This window comes from Streptomyces bambusae (genome assembly GCF_019400985.1).
In the GTDB taxonomy this organism is placed as follows: domain Bacteria; phylum Actinomycetota; class Actinomycetes; order Streptomycetales; family Streptomycetaceae; genus Streptomyces; species Streptomyces bambusae_A.
In genome coordinates, this window is sequence record NZ_WTFF01000167.1 from 1 (window position 1) to 16,019 (window position 16,019).

The window sequence follows — 16,019 nt, forward strand, 5'->3', positions numbered from 1 at the left end:
GCCGAGGACCGCCAGCCCGCCCCGCTCGGCTCGGCCGGCGCGCTCGCGTACGCGCTGCTCGGGCACGAGGCCGGGCAGCCCACCCACCACGGCGTGCTCCAGGTCGTGGCCGTCGTGGTCGCCGCCGTCCTCGTCGGGCTCGTCCCGCACGTCGCCCGGGGCCACGGCCCCGCCCTCGACCACGCCGCCCGCCGGGTGCTCACCGTGGCCTTCGCCGCCGTGTGCTTCCAGCCCCTGTACAACTCCGGCCGGCTGGACCGGCTGCCCGGGCAGGGACCGTACCTGGTGCTGTTCCTGCTGGGGCTGCTGGGCCTGACCGCCCTGTGCGACGCCGTGCTGGCCGCCGCGCTCGCCGGGGCCCGGACCGGCTGGCCGTACGGGCCGCTGCTGCGCGACGAGCTGCGCGCCCTGGCCGGGATCGGCCCGGCGATCTGCGCGACCGGGGTGGTGATGGCCCTGGGGGCGGCGGTGGCCGGGCTGTGGGCGCTGCCCGTCCTCAGCGTGCCGCTGCTGCTGACCCAGATGTCCTTCCGCCGGATCGGCGCGATCCGTACGACGTACCGGCAGACCATCACCTCGCTGGCCCGGGCCACCGAGATCGCCGGCTGCACCCGCCCGGGGCACTCCCGCCGGGTCGCCGCCCTCAGCTGCGCCGTCGGCCGGGAGCTGGGGCTCTCGGAGCGGGAGCTGACCGTGCTGGAGTACGCGGCGCTGATGCACGACATCGGCCAGCTCTCGCTGGTCGACCCGGTCCCGGCGGGGGCCACCGCGCCGCTGCCGGCCGCCGAGGCCCGGCGCATCGCCGCCCTGGGCGGGGCGGTGGCCCGGCAGACCGGGGTGCCCGCCGAGGTCGCGGTCGTGGTCGAGCGCCAGGCGGATCCGTACCGCGAGCAGCCCGTGGCGGCCCGTATCGTGCGGGTGGTCAACGCCTACGAGGACCTGGCCGGCGACTCCCGTCACCCGGGTGGCTCATTGGCCGCCCTGGAGCAGCTGCGGCTGGGGACCGGCCGGGACTACCAGCCGGAGGTCGTGGAGGGCCTGGCCCGGGTCCTCGCACGGGGTGGACGTGCCAGAGTCGTCCCCGTTCCGCAGGGGTAACCCATGGGTAATGAGCGGCCGTCCGAGTGGGCATGGTTGGATGCGAAGTGGGAGTGTCCGCAAGGCTGCATTCTTGTCCCCCAGCCACCGCTGGGTGGCGCCCCCCAGGCAGGCGGGAATCGTGAGGATCTTCGGGAAGGTACGGCATCGGCCCTCCGCCTCGTGGCGGCAGGCCACCGACCGCGCGTTCACGCTGATCGGCGACGGTCGGTACGAGGACGCGGGCGCCCTGCTGACCAGAGCCGCCGACCTTGAGCCGTGGCTGTCGGAGTCCTGGTTCAACCTGGCGCTGCTGCACAAGTTCCGGCACGACTGGGAGCAGGCCCGCGCCGCCGGGCTGCGCGCCGTGGCCCTGCTGGACCGCGAGACCGGCGCACCGGACTGGTGGAACGTCGGCATCGCCGCCACCGCCCTGCAGGACTGGCCGCTGGCCCGCCGGGCCTGGCAGGCGTACGGGCTGAAGGTGCCGGGCGACCAGCACGGGGCCGCCGGCTCCGGCGAGCCCGTCGGCATGGAGCTGGGCAGCGCCGCCGTACGGCTCTCGCCCGAGGGCGAGGCCGAGGTGGTGTGGGGCCGCCGGCTGGACCCGGCCCGCATGGAGGTCCTGTCGATCCCGCTGCCGTCCTCGGGGCGACGCTGGGGCGAGGTCGTCCTGCACGACGGGGTCCCGCACGGCGAGCGGATCACCGCGGCCGGGCCCTCGTACCCGGTCTTCGACGAGATCGAGCTGTGGGCGCCGTCCCCGGTGCCGACCTGGGTGGTGCTGCTGGAGGCCGCCACCGAGGCCGACCGGGACGCGCTGGAGCGGCTCGCCTCGGACGCCGGCTTCGCGGCCGAGGACTGGTCCTCGTCGGTGCGGCTGCTGTGCCGGACCTGCTCCGAGAGCGCGATGCCCAGCGACGAGGGCGACGGCGAGCACCTCGACCCGCACGACCACAGCGAACCGGGGCATCCGGGACCGCTGGGCCACCGCACGGCGGGCTCGGGCTCCCTGTGGGTCCCCGAGCGCGAGTGCGGCATCGCCGCCCCGGCCGGCCTCGTCCGCGGCCTGCTGGACGGCTGGGTCGCCGACAGCCCGGACACCCGCGAGTGGCGCGACCTCGAAGAGGTCTGCTGACCGCTGCCCGTAGGCTGTACGGGTACACATGGTGACGTGAGGAAGGCGTACTGCGGACATGGCGCAGCAGGAGACGGAGAAGGTCCACCTGGACGACGACGGGTACGTCGTGGACACCGAGGACTGTGAGGCGCGTGAGCTCGCCCACCGCGAGCGCGGCACGGTCCGCCCGATCACGGTCGTCGGCAACCCGGTGCTGCACCGGGAGCTGAAGGACGTCACCGAGTTCGACGACGAACTGGCGCAGCTCATCGACGACATGTTCGCCAGCCAGAAGGCCGCCGAGGGCGTGGGCCTGGCCGCCAACCAGATCGGCGTGGACCTGAAGGTCTTCGTCTACGACTGCCCGGACGACGAGGGCGTCCGCCACACCGGCGTCGTGGTCAACCCGAAGCTGGTCGACCTGCCGGCCGACCGCCGCGTCCTCGACGACTCCAACGAGGGCTGCCTGTCGGTCCCGACCGCGTACGCTTCGCTGGCCCGCCCCGACTACGCCGAGGTGACCGGCCAGGACGCCCAGGGCAACCCGATCAAGGTCCGGGGCACCGGCTACTTCGCGCGCTGCCTCCAGCACGAGACCGACCACCTGTACGGCTACCTGTACATCGACCGGCTCTCCAAGCGCGACCGCAAGGACGCCCTGCGGCAGATGGCCGAGAACACCCCGCGCTACGAGACCGTTCCGAACGAGTAGTCCGCTCACGCCGGTTGCGGCCGTACGACGAAGGGTCCCGCTCCGAGCTTGGAGCGGGACCCTTCGCGTGTCACGGCGTGAGCCGGCGAGCCAGGAGGCCCGGGAGGCTCAGGCGGCCCAGGCGGCTCAGAAGTTCTCTCAGAAGTCCTCGTCCAGGTCGACCGTGCCCTCGACGGCGACCTGGTAGGCCGACGGGCGGCGCTCGAAGAAGTTCGTCAGCTCCTGGACGCCCTGGAGCTCCATGAACGAGAACGGGTTCTGCGAGCCGTAGACCGGGGCGAAGCCCAGGCGGACCAGGCGCTGGTCGGCGACGCACTGGAGGTACTCGCGCATCGACTCGGTGTTCATGCCGGGCAGGCCGTCACCGCACAGGTCGCGGCCGAACTGCAGCTCCGCCTCGACGGCCTCCTTCAGCATGTCCGTGACCTGCTGCTGGAGCGCCTCGTCGAACAGCTCCGGCTCCTCCTTGCGGACCGTGTCCACGACCTCGAAGGCGAAGTTCATGTGCATGGTCTCGTCGCGGAACACCCAGTTGGTGCCGGTGGCCAGGCCGTGCAGCAGACCGCGGCTGCGGAACCAGTACACGTACGCGAAGGCGCCGTAGAAGAACAGGCCCTCGATGCACGCGGCGAAGCAGATCAGGTTCAGCAGGAAGCGGCGCCGGTCGGCGGCCGTCTCCAGCCGGTCGATCTTCTCGACCGAGTCCATCCACTTGAAGCAGAACTGGGCCTTCTCGCGGATCGAGGGGATGTTCTCCACCGCCGCGAAGGCCGCCGCCCGGTCGTCCGGGTCGGGCAGGTAGGTGTCCAGCAGCGTCAGGTAGAACTGGACGTGCACGGCCTCCTCGAACAGCTGACGCGACAGGTACAGGCGCGCCTCCGGGGAGTTGATGTGCTTGTACAGCGTCAGCACCAGGTTGTTCGCGACGATCGAGTCGCCCGTCGCGAAGAACGCCACCAGGCGGCCGATCATGTGCTGCTCGGCCGGGGTCAGCTTCGCGAGGTCGGCCACGTCCGAGTGGAGGTCGACCTCCTCCACCGTCCAGGTGTTCTTGATCGCGTCCCGGTAGCGCTCGTAGAAGTCCGGGTAGCGCATGGGACGCAGGGTCAGCTCGAAGCCCGGGTCGAGCAGGTTGGTGTTACGGGTGGAGCTCATTACTGGCAGGCCTCGCAGGACTCGGGGTTCTCAAGGGAGCAGGCCAGCGCCTCGGCGTCGACGGCCTGGGGGAGCGGGGTGGCCTGGGCGGGGACGGTGGCCGTGCCGGTCGCCGCGCGGGCGATCTTCGTCGCCGGGCGCGAACGCAGGTAGTAGGTCGTCTTCAGACCCTGCTTCCAGGCGTACGCGTACATCGAGGAGAGCTTGCCGATGGTCGGCGTCTCCATGAAGAGGTTCAGCGACTGGCTCTGGTCCAGGTACGGCGTACGGGCCGCCGCCATGTCGATCAGGCCGCGCTGCGGGATCTCCCACGCCGTGCGGTACAGCTCGCGCACCTCGGCCGGGATCCAGCCGAAGCCCTGCACCGAGCCGGAGGAGTCGCGCAGCGCCTCGCGGGTCTGCGCGTCCCACACGCCCAGCTTCTTGAGCTCGTCCACCAGGTAGCCGTTGACCTGGAGGAACTCACCGCTGAGGGTCTCGCGCTTGAAGAGGTTGGAGACCTGCGGCTCGATGCACTCGTACACGCCTGCGATCGAGGCGATGGTCGCGGTCGGGGCGATCGCCAGCAGCAGCGAGTTGCGCATGCCGGTCTTCGCGATCCGGGCGCGCAGCGCCTCCCAGCGCTCGGGCCAGTGCCGCTCGACGTCGTAGTGGTCGGGGTGCAGGACGCCCTGGGCGGTACGGGTCTGCTCCCAGGCCGGGAGGGTGCCGTGCTTCTCCGCGAGGTCGGCGGAGGCCTCGTACGCGGCGAGCATGATCCGCTCGGCGATCCGCGTGGAGAGGGCCTTGGCCTCGGCGGAGTCGAAGGGCAGGCGCAGCTTGAAGAAGACGTCCTGCAGGCCCATCGCGCCCAGGCCCACCGGGCGCCACTTGCCGTTGGAGCGGCCGGCCTCCTCGGTCGGGTAGAAGTTGATGTCCACGACCCGGTCGAGGAAGGTCACGGCGGTGCGGACGGTCTCGTCCAGGCGCTCCCAGTCCATCTCGCCCGTCTCGGCGAGCACGAAGGCGCCGAGGTTGACCGAGCCGAGGTTGCAGACGGCCGTCTCGCCGTCGTTGGTGACCTCGATGATCTCGGTGCACAGGTTGGAGGAGTGGACGACCGTGCCCGGCAGGGCGGTCTGGTTCGCGGTCCGGTTGGAGGCGTCCTTGAACGTCATCCAGCCCTGGCCGGTCTGCGCGAGGGTGCGCATCATGCGGCCGTACAGGTCGCGGGCCGGCATGGTCTTCTTGGCCAGGCCCGCCGCCTCGGCCTTGCGGTAGGCCTCGTCGAACTCGTCGCCGTACAGGTCCACCAGCTCGGGGACGTCGGCGGGGGAGAACAGCGACCACTGGCCGTCGGCGTTCACGCGGCGCATGAACTCGTCCGGGATCCAGTGCGCGAGGTTCAGGTTGTGCGTACGCCGGGCGTCCTCACCGGTGTTGTCGCGCAGCTCCAGGAACTCCTCGATGTCCGCGTGCCAGGTCTCCAGGTAGACGGCGGCGGCGCCCTTGCGGCGGCCGCCCTGGTTCACGGCGGCGACGGAGGCGTCGAGGGTCTTCAGGAACGGCACGATGCCGTTGGAGTGGCCGTTGGTGCCGCGGATCAGCGAACCGCGGGCGCGGATGCGGGAGTACGACAGGCCGATGCCACCGGCGTGCTTCGACAGGCGCGCCACCTGGTGGTAGCGGTCGTAGATCGAGTCGAGCTCGTCGAGGGGGGAGTCCAGCAGGTAGCAGGAGGACATCTGCGGGTGCCGGGTGCCGGAGTTGAACAGGGTGGGGGAGGACGGCAGGTAGTCCAGCCGGCTCATCAGACCGTAGAGCGCCGCCACCTCGTCCACGGCGCGCACGCTGCCGTCCTCGGCCAGGCCGCAGGCCACGCGCAGCATGAAGTGCTGCGGGGTCTCGACGACCTGGCGGGTGATCGGGTGGCGCAGCAGGTAACGGCTGTGCAGGGTGCGCAGGCCGAAGAAGCCGAAGCGGTCGTCGGCGCCGTCGGCGAGCGCCTGCTCGACCAGGGTGTCCAGGCGGGCGGCGTGCGTGCGGACGAACTCCGCGGTGCGGTCGGCGATCAGGCCCTCGCGGTGGCCGACCTCGACGGAGGAGGAGAAGGAGGTGGAGCCCTGGCCCGCGGCCTCGTCGGCGATGGCGAGCGTCAGGAGCCGGGCGGCGAGCTTGCTGTACGCCGGGTCCTCGGAGATCAGCCCCGCGGCCGCCTCGGTGGCCAGCCCGCGCAGTTCGGCCTCGTCCGCGTCGGCGCTGCGGCCGCGCAGGGCGGCGGCGGCGACCCGGCCGGGGTCGGTGTCGGGCAGGTCGGCGGTCAGTTCCGTGAGGGTGCGCAGCAGCGCGGCACCGGGGCCCCCGGCAGCCTCGGTGGCGGCCTCGGGCAGGTCGGACTCGGCGCGCGGTGCGGAAGGCGCGATGGTCACGGGGGGAGCTCTCCCTCGCTCGGCTCCGGCTGCCCACGGGGCGGGGCGCGAGCGGGCGCGCGCGGGCGTGGCAAGGCAGGCTCACGCGATTCCGCACGGCGTCCACCGGCCCAACCGCGAGGCCCGGACGTGGTCGGCACCCGGGACGGTCGACTCGGGTGCGCCGTCGGCAGGTCATCGGACTTGGCGCCCGGACGTACGGACACTTCATACCGTTGCGGGACAGTTCCGGATTCCCACCGGATTCCCCTGCGGCGACAGCGAGGATGAGCATACATGTGGGGGGCGCCCTCTGGGTGACCCCCTACATGTTGTGTCGTCCGGAGCCGCGCACCCGTTACTCTGCGCCCGGCTGCCACTCCAGTCGGTAGGTGAGCAGGGGCACTTCGGGGACCGGCGCCCAGTCCCGCTCGGGTGTGCGGACGAACCCCAGCCGGTCGTAGATCCGGTGCGCCCCGCGCATGGCGGGCTGCGTGGAGAGCACCAGCGCCCGTACGCCGGGCAGGGCCCGGGCCCGGTCGATGCACTCCCGCACCAGCGCCTCCCCGGCCCCCTGCCCGCGCGCCTCCGGGGCCACGGCGAGCATCCGGAACTCGGCCTCGCCGGGGCCGGCGATGTCGCAGTAGCGGCTCCCGGGCGGAGCGAAGGCGACCCCGCCGACCACCCTCCCGTCCGCCCGTACGGCGACCAGCACGACGGAGTCCTCGGCGCGCCCGGCCACGTCCTTGAGCACGCCGAGGTAGTACCCGTCCGGGTTGGCGTCGAGCAGTCCGTCGCCGACGTACGCCTGCGCGGTGATCTCCCCGAGCTCCGGGTACTCCTCGGGGCGGGCTTGCCTGATCGCTATGTCCATGGGAACGAGTGTCACCCACGCGTGTCGGCGCTCGGCGCTATCGTCGAAGACAGCACCGTCGAGGAAGGCGAGCGAGGCATGAGCGTCATGACCGGACGTCCCCACATGCTGACCGAGGAGTTCGAGACCCTCGCGCGCATAGGCGCCAGAGAGGTGGAGGGGCTGCGACTGGAATTCATCGACGGAAAGCTGGGGGTCAAAGCGGTGCCGGACGGGGATCACGACCGAATCGTTGTGTGGCTCTCCCGCATCTGTATGCAGCATGTGCCCGACCTGTGGCTGCACGTCGAACGCGGACTCAGGGTCGAGCACTACCGCTCAGGTCGCGCACGCCCGGACGCTTCCCTTGCGCCCGACGGCGCATTCGAAGGCCAGGGCGAATGGGCTGATCCCGCCCCAGTCCTCATGGTGGTCGAGGTCACGTCCTACGATTCCGACACCGATGAGCGTGACCGCCGTGAAAAGCCCCGCGCCTATGCGGAGACGGGTATCCCGATCTACCTCCTGATCGACCGGGACAAGGGCCTGGTGACGGTGCACAGCGAGCCGGACGGGCAGCGGTACGACTCCGTGCGCTTCGCCGCCTTCGGCAAGGATGTCGAGCTCCCTGAGCCTCTCGGCTTCTCCTTCCCGACCGAGGCCCTCAAGGACTGGGTGCGCTGACCCCGGACAACAGGCAGGGCCCTGCCAGACACGGCAGGGCCCTGACCGGTCGGGCTCAGCAGCAGCGGAAGCCCTCGCGGGGGTCGGATTCGCGGGCGTCCGTGCGGGCGCGTTCGAAGGCGCGGCGGGTCATGACCTCCGCGTCCGGGTCGTGGCCGCGGGCGTGGGCGACGTAGCGGTCGTACGCCGCCTCGCCCGAGAACTCCCGTACGTAGTGGCGGACCTTGGCCAGCCGCTCCCGCAGGGTGGTCATGCGACCGGTTCCTTGACCTTGCCGCCGCCCGAGTCCAGGCCGGCCGCGGCCAGTTCCGCCTTCTCCTCGGGTGTCGGGAAGAACCCGGCCGGGGCGATGATCTTCGACTCGGTCCAGGCGACCTCCGACAGCCGCACGCTCTCGGGGCTGCTGATCGCCTTGAAGCAGACCCGGGCCGCGTCCACCAGGACGACAATGATCAGCAGGGCGAACAGCGCCGACAGCACGCCGTCGACCGTGGAGTTGGTGACGACGGTGTGCATGTCCTCCATGGACTTGGCCGGCGGCAGCACCTTGTCGGCGTCGATGCCCGCCTGGTACTTGTCCCGCTGGGCGAAGAAGCCGACGCGGGGGTCCTCGGAGAAGACCTTCTGCCAGCTCGCGGTGAGCGTGACGGCCACGTCCCAGGCCAGCGGGAGCGCGGTCACCCAGGCCCACTTCAGCCGCCCGGACTTCACCAGCAGCGTGGTGCAGACGGCCAGCGCGACCGCGGCCAGCAGCTGGTTCGCGATGCCGAACAGCGGGAAGAGCTGGTTGATACCGCCCAGCGGGTCCTTCACGCCGACCCACAGGAAGTAGCCCCAGGCGCCGACGACCAGTGCGCTGGAGATCCAGACGCCCGGCTTCCAGCTGATCTGCTTGAACGGCTTGTAGACGTTGCCCAGCGTGTCCTGGAGCATGAAGCGCCCGACCCGGGTGCCCGCGTCCAGGGTGGTGAGGATGAACAGCGCCTCGAACATGATCGCGAAGTGGTACCAGAACGCCTTCATCGAGGCCCCGCCGAACACCGACGAGAAGATCTCGGACATTCCGAGTGCGAACGTCGGCGCGCCACCCGTCCGGGACAGCAGGCTCGCCTCCTCGACGTCCTTGGCCGCCTGCGCGAGCTGTTCGGGCGAGATGGTGAAGCCGAGGTTCGTCACGGCTTCGGAGGCGGACTGCACGGTCGTGCCGATGACCCCGCCGGGGGAGTTGACCGCGAAGAACAGGCCCGGCTCGATGATGCAGGCCGCGATCATCGCCATGACGGCGACGAACGACTCGGTCAGCATCGACCCGTAGCCGATCATCCGGATCTGGGTCTCCTTCTGGACCATCTTCGGGGTGGTGCCCGAGGAGACCAGGGAGTGGAAGCCGGACAGCGCGCCGCAGGCGATGGTGATGAAGACGAACGGGAACATGGACCCGGCGAAGACCGGGCCGTCGCCGCGGCTCGCGAAGGACGTGATCGCGTCCATCTTCAGCGTCGGCATCGCGACGGCCACCCCGACGGCCATGAGGGCGATGGTGCCGACCTTCATGAAGGTGGACAGGTAGTCGCGCGGCGCGAGCAGCAGCCACACCGGCAGGACCGAGGCCAGGAAGCCGTACGCCACCATCCACAGGACCAGCGTGGTCGGCTTCAGGGTGAAGAACTCCGCCCACGAGGACTCCGCGACCCAGCCGCCGGCGACGATCGCGAGCAGCAGCAGCGCGACGCCGATCAGGGAGACCTCGGTGACCCGTCCCGGCCGCAGGATGCGCAGGTAGACGCCCATGAACAGGGCGATCGGGATGGTCATGCCGATGGAGAACACACCCCACGGGGAGTGCGCGAGGGCCCCCACGATGACCAGGGCGAGCACCGCCAGCAGGATGATCATGATGGCGAACACCGCGACCAGGGCGGCGGCCCCGCCGAACGGGCCGATCTCGTCGCGGGCCATCTGGCCGAGGGAGCGGCCGTCCCGGCGGGTCGAGAAGAACAGGGTGACCATGTCCTGGACGGCACCCGCGAAGATCACGCCGGCGACGAGCCAGATGGTGCCGGGCAGGTAGCCCATCTGCGCGGCGAGCACCGGGCCGACCAGCGGGCCGGCGCCGGCGACGGCGGCGAAGTGGTGGCCGAAGAGCACCCGGCGGTCGGTGGGATGGAAGTCGACACCGTTGTCGAGACGTTCGGCCGGGGTGGCCCGGGTCTTGTCCACCCGGAGCACGCGGCGGGCGATGAAGCGCGAGTAGAAGCGGTACGCGATCGCGTACGAGCCGAGCGCGGCGGCGAGCATCCACGCGGCCGAGATCTCCTCGCCGCGGGAGAGCGCGAGCACGCCCCAGCCGATGGCGCCGACGAGTGCGACGAGCACCCAGATGGCGATCGACCGAGGCGCCATGCGCCGTTGTGTACGGGTGGACCCCTCTGTACTGGTGGACCCCGGTTCCGGCATGATCCTCGTCCCCTCGTTGATCACTGCACAAGTGCACGGAATCTAAGGGGACCGGCCCGTCCGGCGTAAGCCCCCGTCCGAAATCCGGTCGTGGAGGTCCGGTGGTGGTGGGGTGGGGGCCGGACTCAGTCGGCCGGACGCTGGAGCCGCGCCACGAACTTGTAGCGGTCCCCGCGGTACACCGACCGCACCCACTCGACCGGCTCGCCGTCGGCGTCCAGCGAGTGGCGGGAGAGCATCAGCATCGGCAGGCCGACGTCGGTGCCGAGCAGGCCGGCCTCGCGCGGGCTGGCCAGCGAGGTCTCGATGGTCTCCTCGGCCTCGGCGAGGTGGACGTCGTAGACCTCCGCGAGGGCGGTGTAGAGGGAGGTGTACTTGGCGAGCGAACGGCGCAGCGCGGGGAAGCGCTTGGCGGACAGGTGCGTGGTCTCGATCGCCATCGGCTCGCCGCTGGCCAGCCGGAGCCGCTCGATGCGCAGGACCCGGCCGCCGGTGGCGATCTTGAGCAGGCCGGCCAGGGTGTCGTCGGCGGTCACGTAGCCGATGTCCAGGAGCTGGGAGGTCGGCTCCAGGCCCTGGGCCCGCATGTCCTCCGTGTACGAGGTCAGTTGCAGGGCCTGGGAGACCTTGGGCTTGGCCACGAAGGTGCCCTTGCCCTGGATCCGCTCCAGGCGCCCCTCGACGACCAGTTCCTGCAGGGCCTGGCGGACGGTGGTCCGCGAGGTGTCGAACTCGGCGGCGAGCGTGCGCTCGGGCGGGACCGGCGTGCCGGGCGGCAGGGTCTCGGTCATCTCCAGCAAGTGCCGCTTGAGGCGGTAGTACTTGGGTACGCGCGCGGTGCGGGTGGCTGCCCCGCCCTCCGGCTCCCCGGACGCCCCTTCGGTGGCCATCGCCGCCCGCCTTCCCGACTCCAGTTTCGCTGCCGTCACCGGCTCCTCCGATGTGTGCGGTCACATGGTGACACGGGTGGGAGGGCGCACCTCGCCCCCTCCCCGAGGTGTCGGTCCGGTAACGGACAGGACCCCCGATCATTAGACCCTTGACACCCCCAAAGGTCTAGGCCAAGCTCCGGGTTACTGGTCTAAACCAATATGGATCAGATCCCGGCCCCACGGGCAGTACCTGGCGTATGTCGTCGCGGCGGGCAAGGGAAGTGCAGACAGGCATCCCTGAGGAGGGTGGCGTGAAGCGCAAGCTCATCGCGGCGGTCGGTGTCGCGGGCATGATGGCCGGTGTCGCGGCGTGTGGCAATGGCGGCGACGACAAGGGTACGGCCGACGCCAACGGAAACAAGACCGTCACCGTGTGGGTGATGGACGGCTCCGCGCCGAAGGCCTGGCTCGACGAGGTCAACAAGGAGTTCGAGGCCAAGCACCCGAACACCAAGGTCAAGGTCGAGATCCAGCAGTGGAAGGGCATCCAGGAGAAGGTCACCACGGCCCTCTCCGAGAACACCCCGCCGGACGTCATCGAGCTCGGCAACACCCAGACCGCCGGCTACGCGGTCACCGGCGGCCTCGCCGACCTGACGGGCGACAAGGCCAAGCTCGGCGCCGATGCCTGGCAGAAGGGCATGCTCTCCTCGGCCGAGGTCGACGGCAAGCTCTACTCCGCCCCGTGGTACGCCGCCAACCGCGTCGTGGTCTACGACAAGAAGGCTTATCAGAAGGCCGGCGTGACGCCGCCGAAGACCCGCGACGAGTGGATCGCCGGCCTGGAAAAGCTGAAGGCCTCCGACCCGGCCACGCAGCCGATCTACCTCCCGGGCCAGAGCTGGTACGTCCTGGCCGGCTTCGTCTGGGACGAGGGCGGCGAGCTCGCCGTCAAGGACGGCGGCAAGTGGAAGGGCCAGCTGGGCACCCCGCAGGCCGCCTCCGCGATGGAGTTCTACAAGAAGCTCCAGTCCTTCTCCACCGCCCCCAAGGACAAGGACGAGGCCACCCCGCAGCAGTCCACCGACATCGTCCCCAAGGGCGGCGTCGCCTCCTGGATCGGTCTCGGCTGGGAGGCCCAGGGCGCGCTGAAGGCGCTGAAGGAAGCCGGCAAGGAAGGCGACTTCGGCTACTTCCCGATCCCGGGCAAGACCGCCGACAAGCCGGGCTCCGTCTTCCTCGGCGGCTCCAACCTCGCCGTGGCCGAGCGCTCCAAGAACAAGGACCTCGCCAAGGAGTGGCTGGCCCTCGCCGCCGGCAAGGACCAGATGACCAAGTACGCCGCCGCCACCGAGGGCGCGCTGCTCCCGAACCAGCAGGCCGCGAACTTCGCCGCCGCCGCAGGCTCCTTCGCCGAGTCGATGGCCAAGGGCGCCGCCGCCGGCAAGATCACTCCGGTCACCGCGGGCTGGGCGAACGTCGAGACCGAGCCCAACCCCATCAAGGAGTTCATGACCAAGGTGCTCAAGGGTGAGGACGCCGCCAAGGCGGGCGAGGCGGCCGACAAGGAGATCGCGAGCCGCATCAACAAGTAAGCGGCCCGCACCACCTCCATCACCTGCCACCACGCACCACGCACCACCAGCACCTTCATCACGTGCACCACGCATCACGCACCACGCACCACGCACCACCAGCAGTGAACGCACCGGGGTACGGCGCGGGCGCCCGGGCGCCGGCCGTACCCCTGGTCGCGCATGTGACTCCTTAAGTCAACGCGAGGAAACCACCGCCATGACCGTGCACTCCCAGGGAGCGGCGACCAGCGCTCCACAGGACGCACCACCGAAGTCCGCCGGCCGCCCGAAGGCGCCCCTGGCCGGAGCCGGACGGACCACCGGGACCCCTCGCCGCGGCAGGGCCTCGCTCCCGTCGGGCTGGCTGCCGTACGCGCTGATCGCGCCGGCCGTCGTCAGCATCGCCGGGCTGCTGCTCTACCCCCTCGTCAAGAACATCCTGCTGTCCTTCCAGCAGGTCAACAAGATCGAGCTGATCCAGCGCAAGGCGCCGTTCATCGGGCTCGACAACTACACCCAGCTGCTCGGCGAGTCCCGGTTCTGGACCGTGGTCGTGCGCAGCTTCGCCTTCACGGCCGCCAACGTCGTACTGATCATGGTGCTCGGCAGCCTCATCGGCATCCTGCTGAACCGGCTCGGCACGAAGATGCGCCTGGTGCTCTCGCTGGCCCTGGTGATGGCCTGGGCCATGCCCATCGTCGCCTCCGTCACCGTCTTCCAGTGGCTCTTCGACGAGCAGTTCGGCGTCGTCAACTGGCTGATGCGCACGCTCGGCTTCGCCGGCTACGAGCAGCACAACTGGTTCGAGAGCGGCTTCTCCACCCTGGTGATCATCACCGTCCTGGTGGTCTGGGGCTCCGTCCCGTTCGTCGCGCTCAACATGTACGCCGGCCTGACCACCGTCGGCGCCGAGCTGTACGAGGCCGCCAAGATGGACGGCGCAAACGGCTGGCAGACGTTCTGGAAGGTCGTCTTCCCGAACCTGAAGCCCTTCTTCCTGGTCACCACGTTCCTTGAGGTCATCTGGGTCTTCAAGGCCTTCACCCAGGTCTACGCGATGCGCTCCGGCGGCCCCGACCGCGCCTCCGAGACCCTCCCGGTCTTCGCCTACATCGAGGGCCAGGCCCAGCAGCACTACGGCCTCGCCGCCGCCATCTCCGTCCTGACGATCCTGATGCTCGTGGTCGTCATGTCGTTCTACTTCCGCCTGATCCTGAAGCAGGAGGAGGAGCAGTGAGCACCACCGCCCCCAAGTCCGCGCAGCCCCTCCGCACGCGCAAGCCGCTGCGGCCCGCCGCGGTGGCGAAGAACCTCGGCGCGCTCCTCCTCGCGCTGGTGTTCGTCTTCCCGGTCTACTGGATGTTCTCCTCGGCGCTGAAGCCGTCGGGCGAGATCCTCACCAAGGACCCGGTCTTCGTCTTCACCCCGACCTTCGACAACTTCGGTACGGCGACCGGCGTCGACCTGTTCTGGACCTACGTCGGCAACAGCCTGGTCGTCACGGTCGGCGCCGTGCTGCTGGCCCTGCTCGTCGCCCTCGCCGCGAGCTTCGCCATCGCCCGGATGAAGTTCAAGGGCCGCAAGGGCCTGGTCCTGGGCGTGATGATGGCGCAGATGGCCCCCTGGGAGGTCATGGTCATCGCGATGTACATGATCGCCCGGGACGCGGAGCTGCTGAACAGCCTCCCGCTGCTGACCGCGATCTACTTCGTGATGGTCCTGCCCTTCACCATCTGGACCCTGCGCGGCTTCATCGCCGCCGTGCCCGTCACCCTGGAGGAGGCCGCCCAGATCGACGGCTGCACGCGCGGCCAGGCCTTCCGCAAGGTGATCCTCCCGCTGCTCGCCCCCGGTCTGATGTCCACCTCGCTCTTCGGCTTCATCACCGCCTGGAACGAGTTCGCGATGGTCCTGATCCTCAACAAGGACAAGGCCGCGCAGACCCTGCCGCTGTGGCTCACCCAGTTCCAGACCGCCTTCGGCAACGACTGGGGCGCCACCATGGCCGCCTCCACGCTCTTCGCCCTGCCGGTCCTGCTCGTCTTCGTCTTCCTCCAGCGCAAGGCCGTCGGCGGGATGACCGCCGGCGCCGTGAAGGGATAACGGCACACCATGACTGTCCTTGCGCACCGCACCACGGCGTCCGGCGACGACCAGCTGACCCGTGACGCCCTCGCCGTCCTCCAGCCCGGCTTCGAAGGCACCACCGCCCCGGCGTGGCTGCTGCGCCGGGTCTCCGAGGGCCTCACCGCGGTCGGCCTGTTCGGTCGCAACATCGCCTCCCCCGAGCAGCTCGCCGCGCTCACCGCGCAGCTGCGGGCCGAGCGGGACGACGTACTGGTCGCCATCGACGAGGAGGGCGGCGACGTCACCCGCCTGGAGGTCCGCCGCGGCTCGTCCTTCCCCGGCAACCTGGCCCTCGGCGCCGTCGACGACACCGAGCTGACCCGGGACGTGGCCCGGGAGCTCGGGCGGCGGCTGGCCGAGTGCGGGGTCAACCTCAACTGGGCCCCGTCCGCCGACGTCAACTCCAACCCCGACAACCCGGTCATCGGCGTCCGCTCCTTCGGCGCCTCCACGGAGCTGGCGGCCCGGCACACGGCGGCGTACGTGACCGGGCTGCAGTCCGCGGGCGTGGCCGCCTGCACCAAGCACTTCCCCGGCCACGGCGACACCAACGTCGACTCCCACCACGCGCTGCCCCGCATCGACGCGGACCGCGACACGCTGGCCGCCCGCGAGCTGGTCCCCTTCAGGGCCGCCGTCGAGGCCGGCACCAAGGCCGTGATGAGCGCGCACATCCTGGTCCCCGCGCTCGACCCGACCCGCCCGGCCACGCTCAGCCCGCAGATCCTGACCGGCCTGCTGCGCAAGGAACTGGGCTACGAGGGGCTGATCGTCACCGACGGCATGGAGATGAACGCCATCGCCGGCACGTACGGCATCGAGCGCGGCTCGGTGCTCGCGATCGCGGCCGGCGCCGACGCGATCTGCGTCGGCGGCGGCCTGGCCGACGAGGCGACCGTCCTGCGCCTGCGCGACGCGCTGGTGGCGGCGGTCCGCGAGGGCGCCCTGCCCCCGTCTCTTTTGAACCTCTGACGCTGCCCGAGCGCTTCTGCGGGTGT

Annotated in this window: 13 protein-coding genes, 1 pseudogene and 1 riboswitch; of the genes and pseudogenes, 8 read left to right on the top strand and 6 right to left on the bottom strand. The window is 70.6% G+C overall.

Translation table 11 applies throughout. The features are described 5' to 3' along the window. From GPJ59_RS21955 to def, 3 genes are all read left to right on the top strand, one after another. On the top strand, positions 1-1,098 hold a 1,098-nt coding region (locus tag GPJ59_RS21955; protein WP_219668946.1), incomplete at its 5' end, for an HD-GYP domain-containing protein. 121 nt (positions 1,099-1,219) lie between these two features. Next, on the top strand, positions 1,220-2,215 hold the full coding sequence (locus GPJ59_RS21960) for a tetratricopeptide repeat protein (RefSeq protein WP_219668947.1): 996 nt from the start codon (positions 1,220-1,222) through the stop codon (positions 2,213-2,215). 58 nt (positions 2,216-2,273) lie between these two features. Continuing rightward, positions 2,274-2,909: a peptide deformylase gene (def, locus tag GPJ59_RS21965; RefSeq protein WP_219668948.1), complete on the top strand. Its 636-nt coding sequence runs from the start codon at positions 2,274-2,276 to the stop codon at positions 2,907-2,909. A gap of 138 nt (positions 2,910-3,047) precedes the next feature. Here the strand turns inward: def and GPJ59_RS21970 are convergent, their stop codons facing one another. The 3 genes from GPJ59_RS21970 to GPJ59_RS21980 form a co-directional block, all read right to left on the bottom strand. Continuing rightward, positions 3,048-4,064 carry a ribonucleotide-diphosphate reductase subunit beta gene (locus GPJ59_RS21970; protein ID WP_219668949.1) on the bottom strand — a complete coding sequence of 339 codons (1,017 nt, stop codon included), beginning with the start codon at positions 4,062-4,064 and terminating at the stop codon, positions 3,048-3,050. Beyond that, entirely contained in the window at positions 4,064-6,472 is a 2,409-nt protein-coding gene (locus tag GPJ59_RS21975) for a ribonucleoside-diphosphate reductase subunit alpha (protein WP_219668950.1), read from the bottom strand. The genes GPJ59_RS21970 and GPJ59_RS21975 overlap by 1 nt, the downstream gene beginning before the upstream one ends. A gap of 151 nt (positions 6,473-6,623) precedes the next feature. Then, positions 6,624-6,752, bottom strand: a riboswitch (cobalamin riboswitch). Between the two features lie 57 nt (positions 6,753-6,809). Then, on the bottom strand, positions 6,810-7,325 hold the full coding sequence (locus GPJ59_RS21980) for a GNAT family N-acetyltransferase (RefSeq protein ID WP_219668951.1): 516 nt from the start codon (positions 7,323-7,325) through the stop codon (positions 6,810-6,812). 78 nt (positions 7,326-7,403) lie between these two features. On the opposite strand from GPJ59_RS21980, the gene GPJ59_RS21985 reads away from it, so the two are divergent. Continuing rightward, the gene (locus GPJ59_RS21985) at positions 7,404-7,988 is read left to right on the top strand and encodes a Uma2 family endonuclease (RefSeq protein ID WP_219668956.1); all 585 of its coding nucleotides are present in this window, start codon (positions 7,404-7,406) and stop codon (positions 7,986-7,988) included. Between the two features lie 55 nt (positions 7,989-8,043). Here the strand turns inward: GPJ59_RS21985 and GPJ59_RS21990 are convergent, their stop codons facing one another. The 3 genes from GPJ59_RS21990 to GPJ59_RS22000 all read right to left on the bottom strand — a co-directional run bounded on the left by GPJ59_RS21990 (position 8,044) and on the right by GPJ59_RS22000 (position 11,335). Next, positions 8,044-8,241 (bottom strand): CstA-like transporter-associated (seleno)protein, encoded by a 198-nt coding sequence (locus tag GPJ59_RS21990; RefSeq protein ID WP_219668952.1) that lies wholly within the window; start codon positions 8,239-8,241, stop codon positions 8,044-8,046. Then, complete coding sequence (locus tag GPJ59_RS21995) at positions 8,238-10,391, bottom strand: carbon starvation CstA family protein (RefSeq protein WP_219668953.1); 2,154 nt, start codon at positions 10,389-10,391, stop codon at positions 8,238-8,240. Before GPJ59_RS21995 ends, GPJ59_RS21990 begins: the two co-directional genes overlap by 4 nt. 179 nt (positions 10,392-10,570) lie before the next feature. Next, positions 10,571-11,335 (bottom strand): GntR family transcriptional regulator, encoded by a 765-nt coding sequence (locus GPJ59_RS22000; RefSeq protein ID WP_219668957.1) that lies wholly within the window; start codon positions 11,333-11,335, stop codon positions 10,571-10,573. Between the two features lie 293 nt (positions 11,336-11,628). Between GPJ59_RS22000 and GPJ59_RS22005 the strand changes: the two genes are divergently transcribed. The 4 genes and pseudogenes from GPJ59_RS22005 to GPJ59_RS22020 form a co-directional block, all read left to right on the top strand. Beyond that, entirely contained in the window at positions 11,629-12,912 is a 1,284-nt protein-coding gene (locus GPJ59_RS22005) for an extracellular solute-binding protein (protein WP_219668954.1), read from the top strand. 199 nt (positions 12,913-13,111) lie between these two features. Further along, positions 13,112-14,131, top strand: a complete 1,020-nt coding sequence (locus GPJ59_RS22010) for a carbohydrate ABC transporter permease (protein WP_219668955.1) — start codon at positions 13,112-13,114, stop codon at positions 14,129-14,131. Between the two features lie 47 nt (positions 14,132-14,178). Next, positions 14,179-14,997: a carbohydrate ABC transporter permease gene (locus GPJ59_RS22015; protein ID WP_219668958.1), complete on the top strand. Its 819-nt coding sequence runs from the start codon at positions 14,179-14,181 to the stop codon at positions 14,995-14,997. A 9-nt stretch (positions 14,998-15,006) separates the two neighbouring features. Then, positions 15,007-15,984 (top strand): annotated as a pseudogene (locus GPJ59_RS22020) (glycoside hydrolase family 3 protein); the annotation flags it as partial. Positions 15,985-16,019 lie beyond the last annotated feature (35 nt).

What these genes read in the sequence shown, in the direction of transcription:
- GPJ59_RS22010 (WP_219668955.1), top strand. Translation starts at nt 13,112, where the DNA reads ATGACCGTGCACTCCCAGGGAGCGGCGACCAGCGCTCCACAGGACGCA.
- GPJ59_RS21990 (WP_219668952.1), bottom strand. Translation starts at nt 8,241, where the DNA reads ATGACCACCCTGCGGGAGCGGCTGGCCAAGGTCCGCCACTACGTACGG.
- GPJ59_RS21980 (WP_219668951.1), bottom strand. Translation starts at nt 7,325, where the DNA reads ATGGACATAGCGATCAGGCAAGCCCGCCCCGAGGAGTACCCGGAGCTC.
- GPJ59_RS22000 (WP_219668957.1), bottom strand. Translation starts at nt 11,335, where the DNA reads ATGGCCACCGAAGGGGCGTCCGGGGAGCCGGAGGGCGGGGCAGCCACC.
- GPJ59_RS21970 (WP_219668949.1), bottom strand. Translation starts at nt 4,064, where the DNA reads ATGAGCTCCACCCGTAACACCAACCTGCTCGACCCGGGCTTCGAGCTG.
- def (WP_219668948.1), top strand. Translation starts at nt 2,274, where the DNA reads ATGGCGCAGCAGGAGACGGAGAAGGTCCACCTGGACGACGACGGGTAC.
- GPJ59_RS21995 (WP_219668953.1), bottom strand. Translation starts at nt 10,391, where the DNA reads ATGGCGCCTCGGTCGATCGCCATCTGGGTGCTCGTCGCACTCGTCGGC.
- GPJ59_RS21985 (WP_219668956.1), top strand. Translation starts at nt 7,404, where the DNA reads ATGAGCGTCATGACCGGACGTCCCCACATGCTGACCGAGGAGTTCGAG.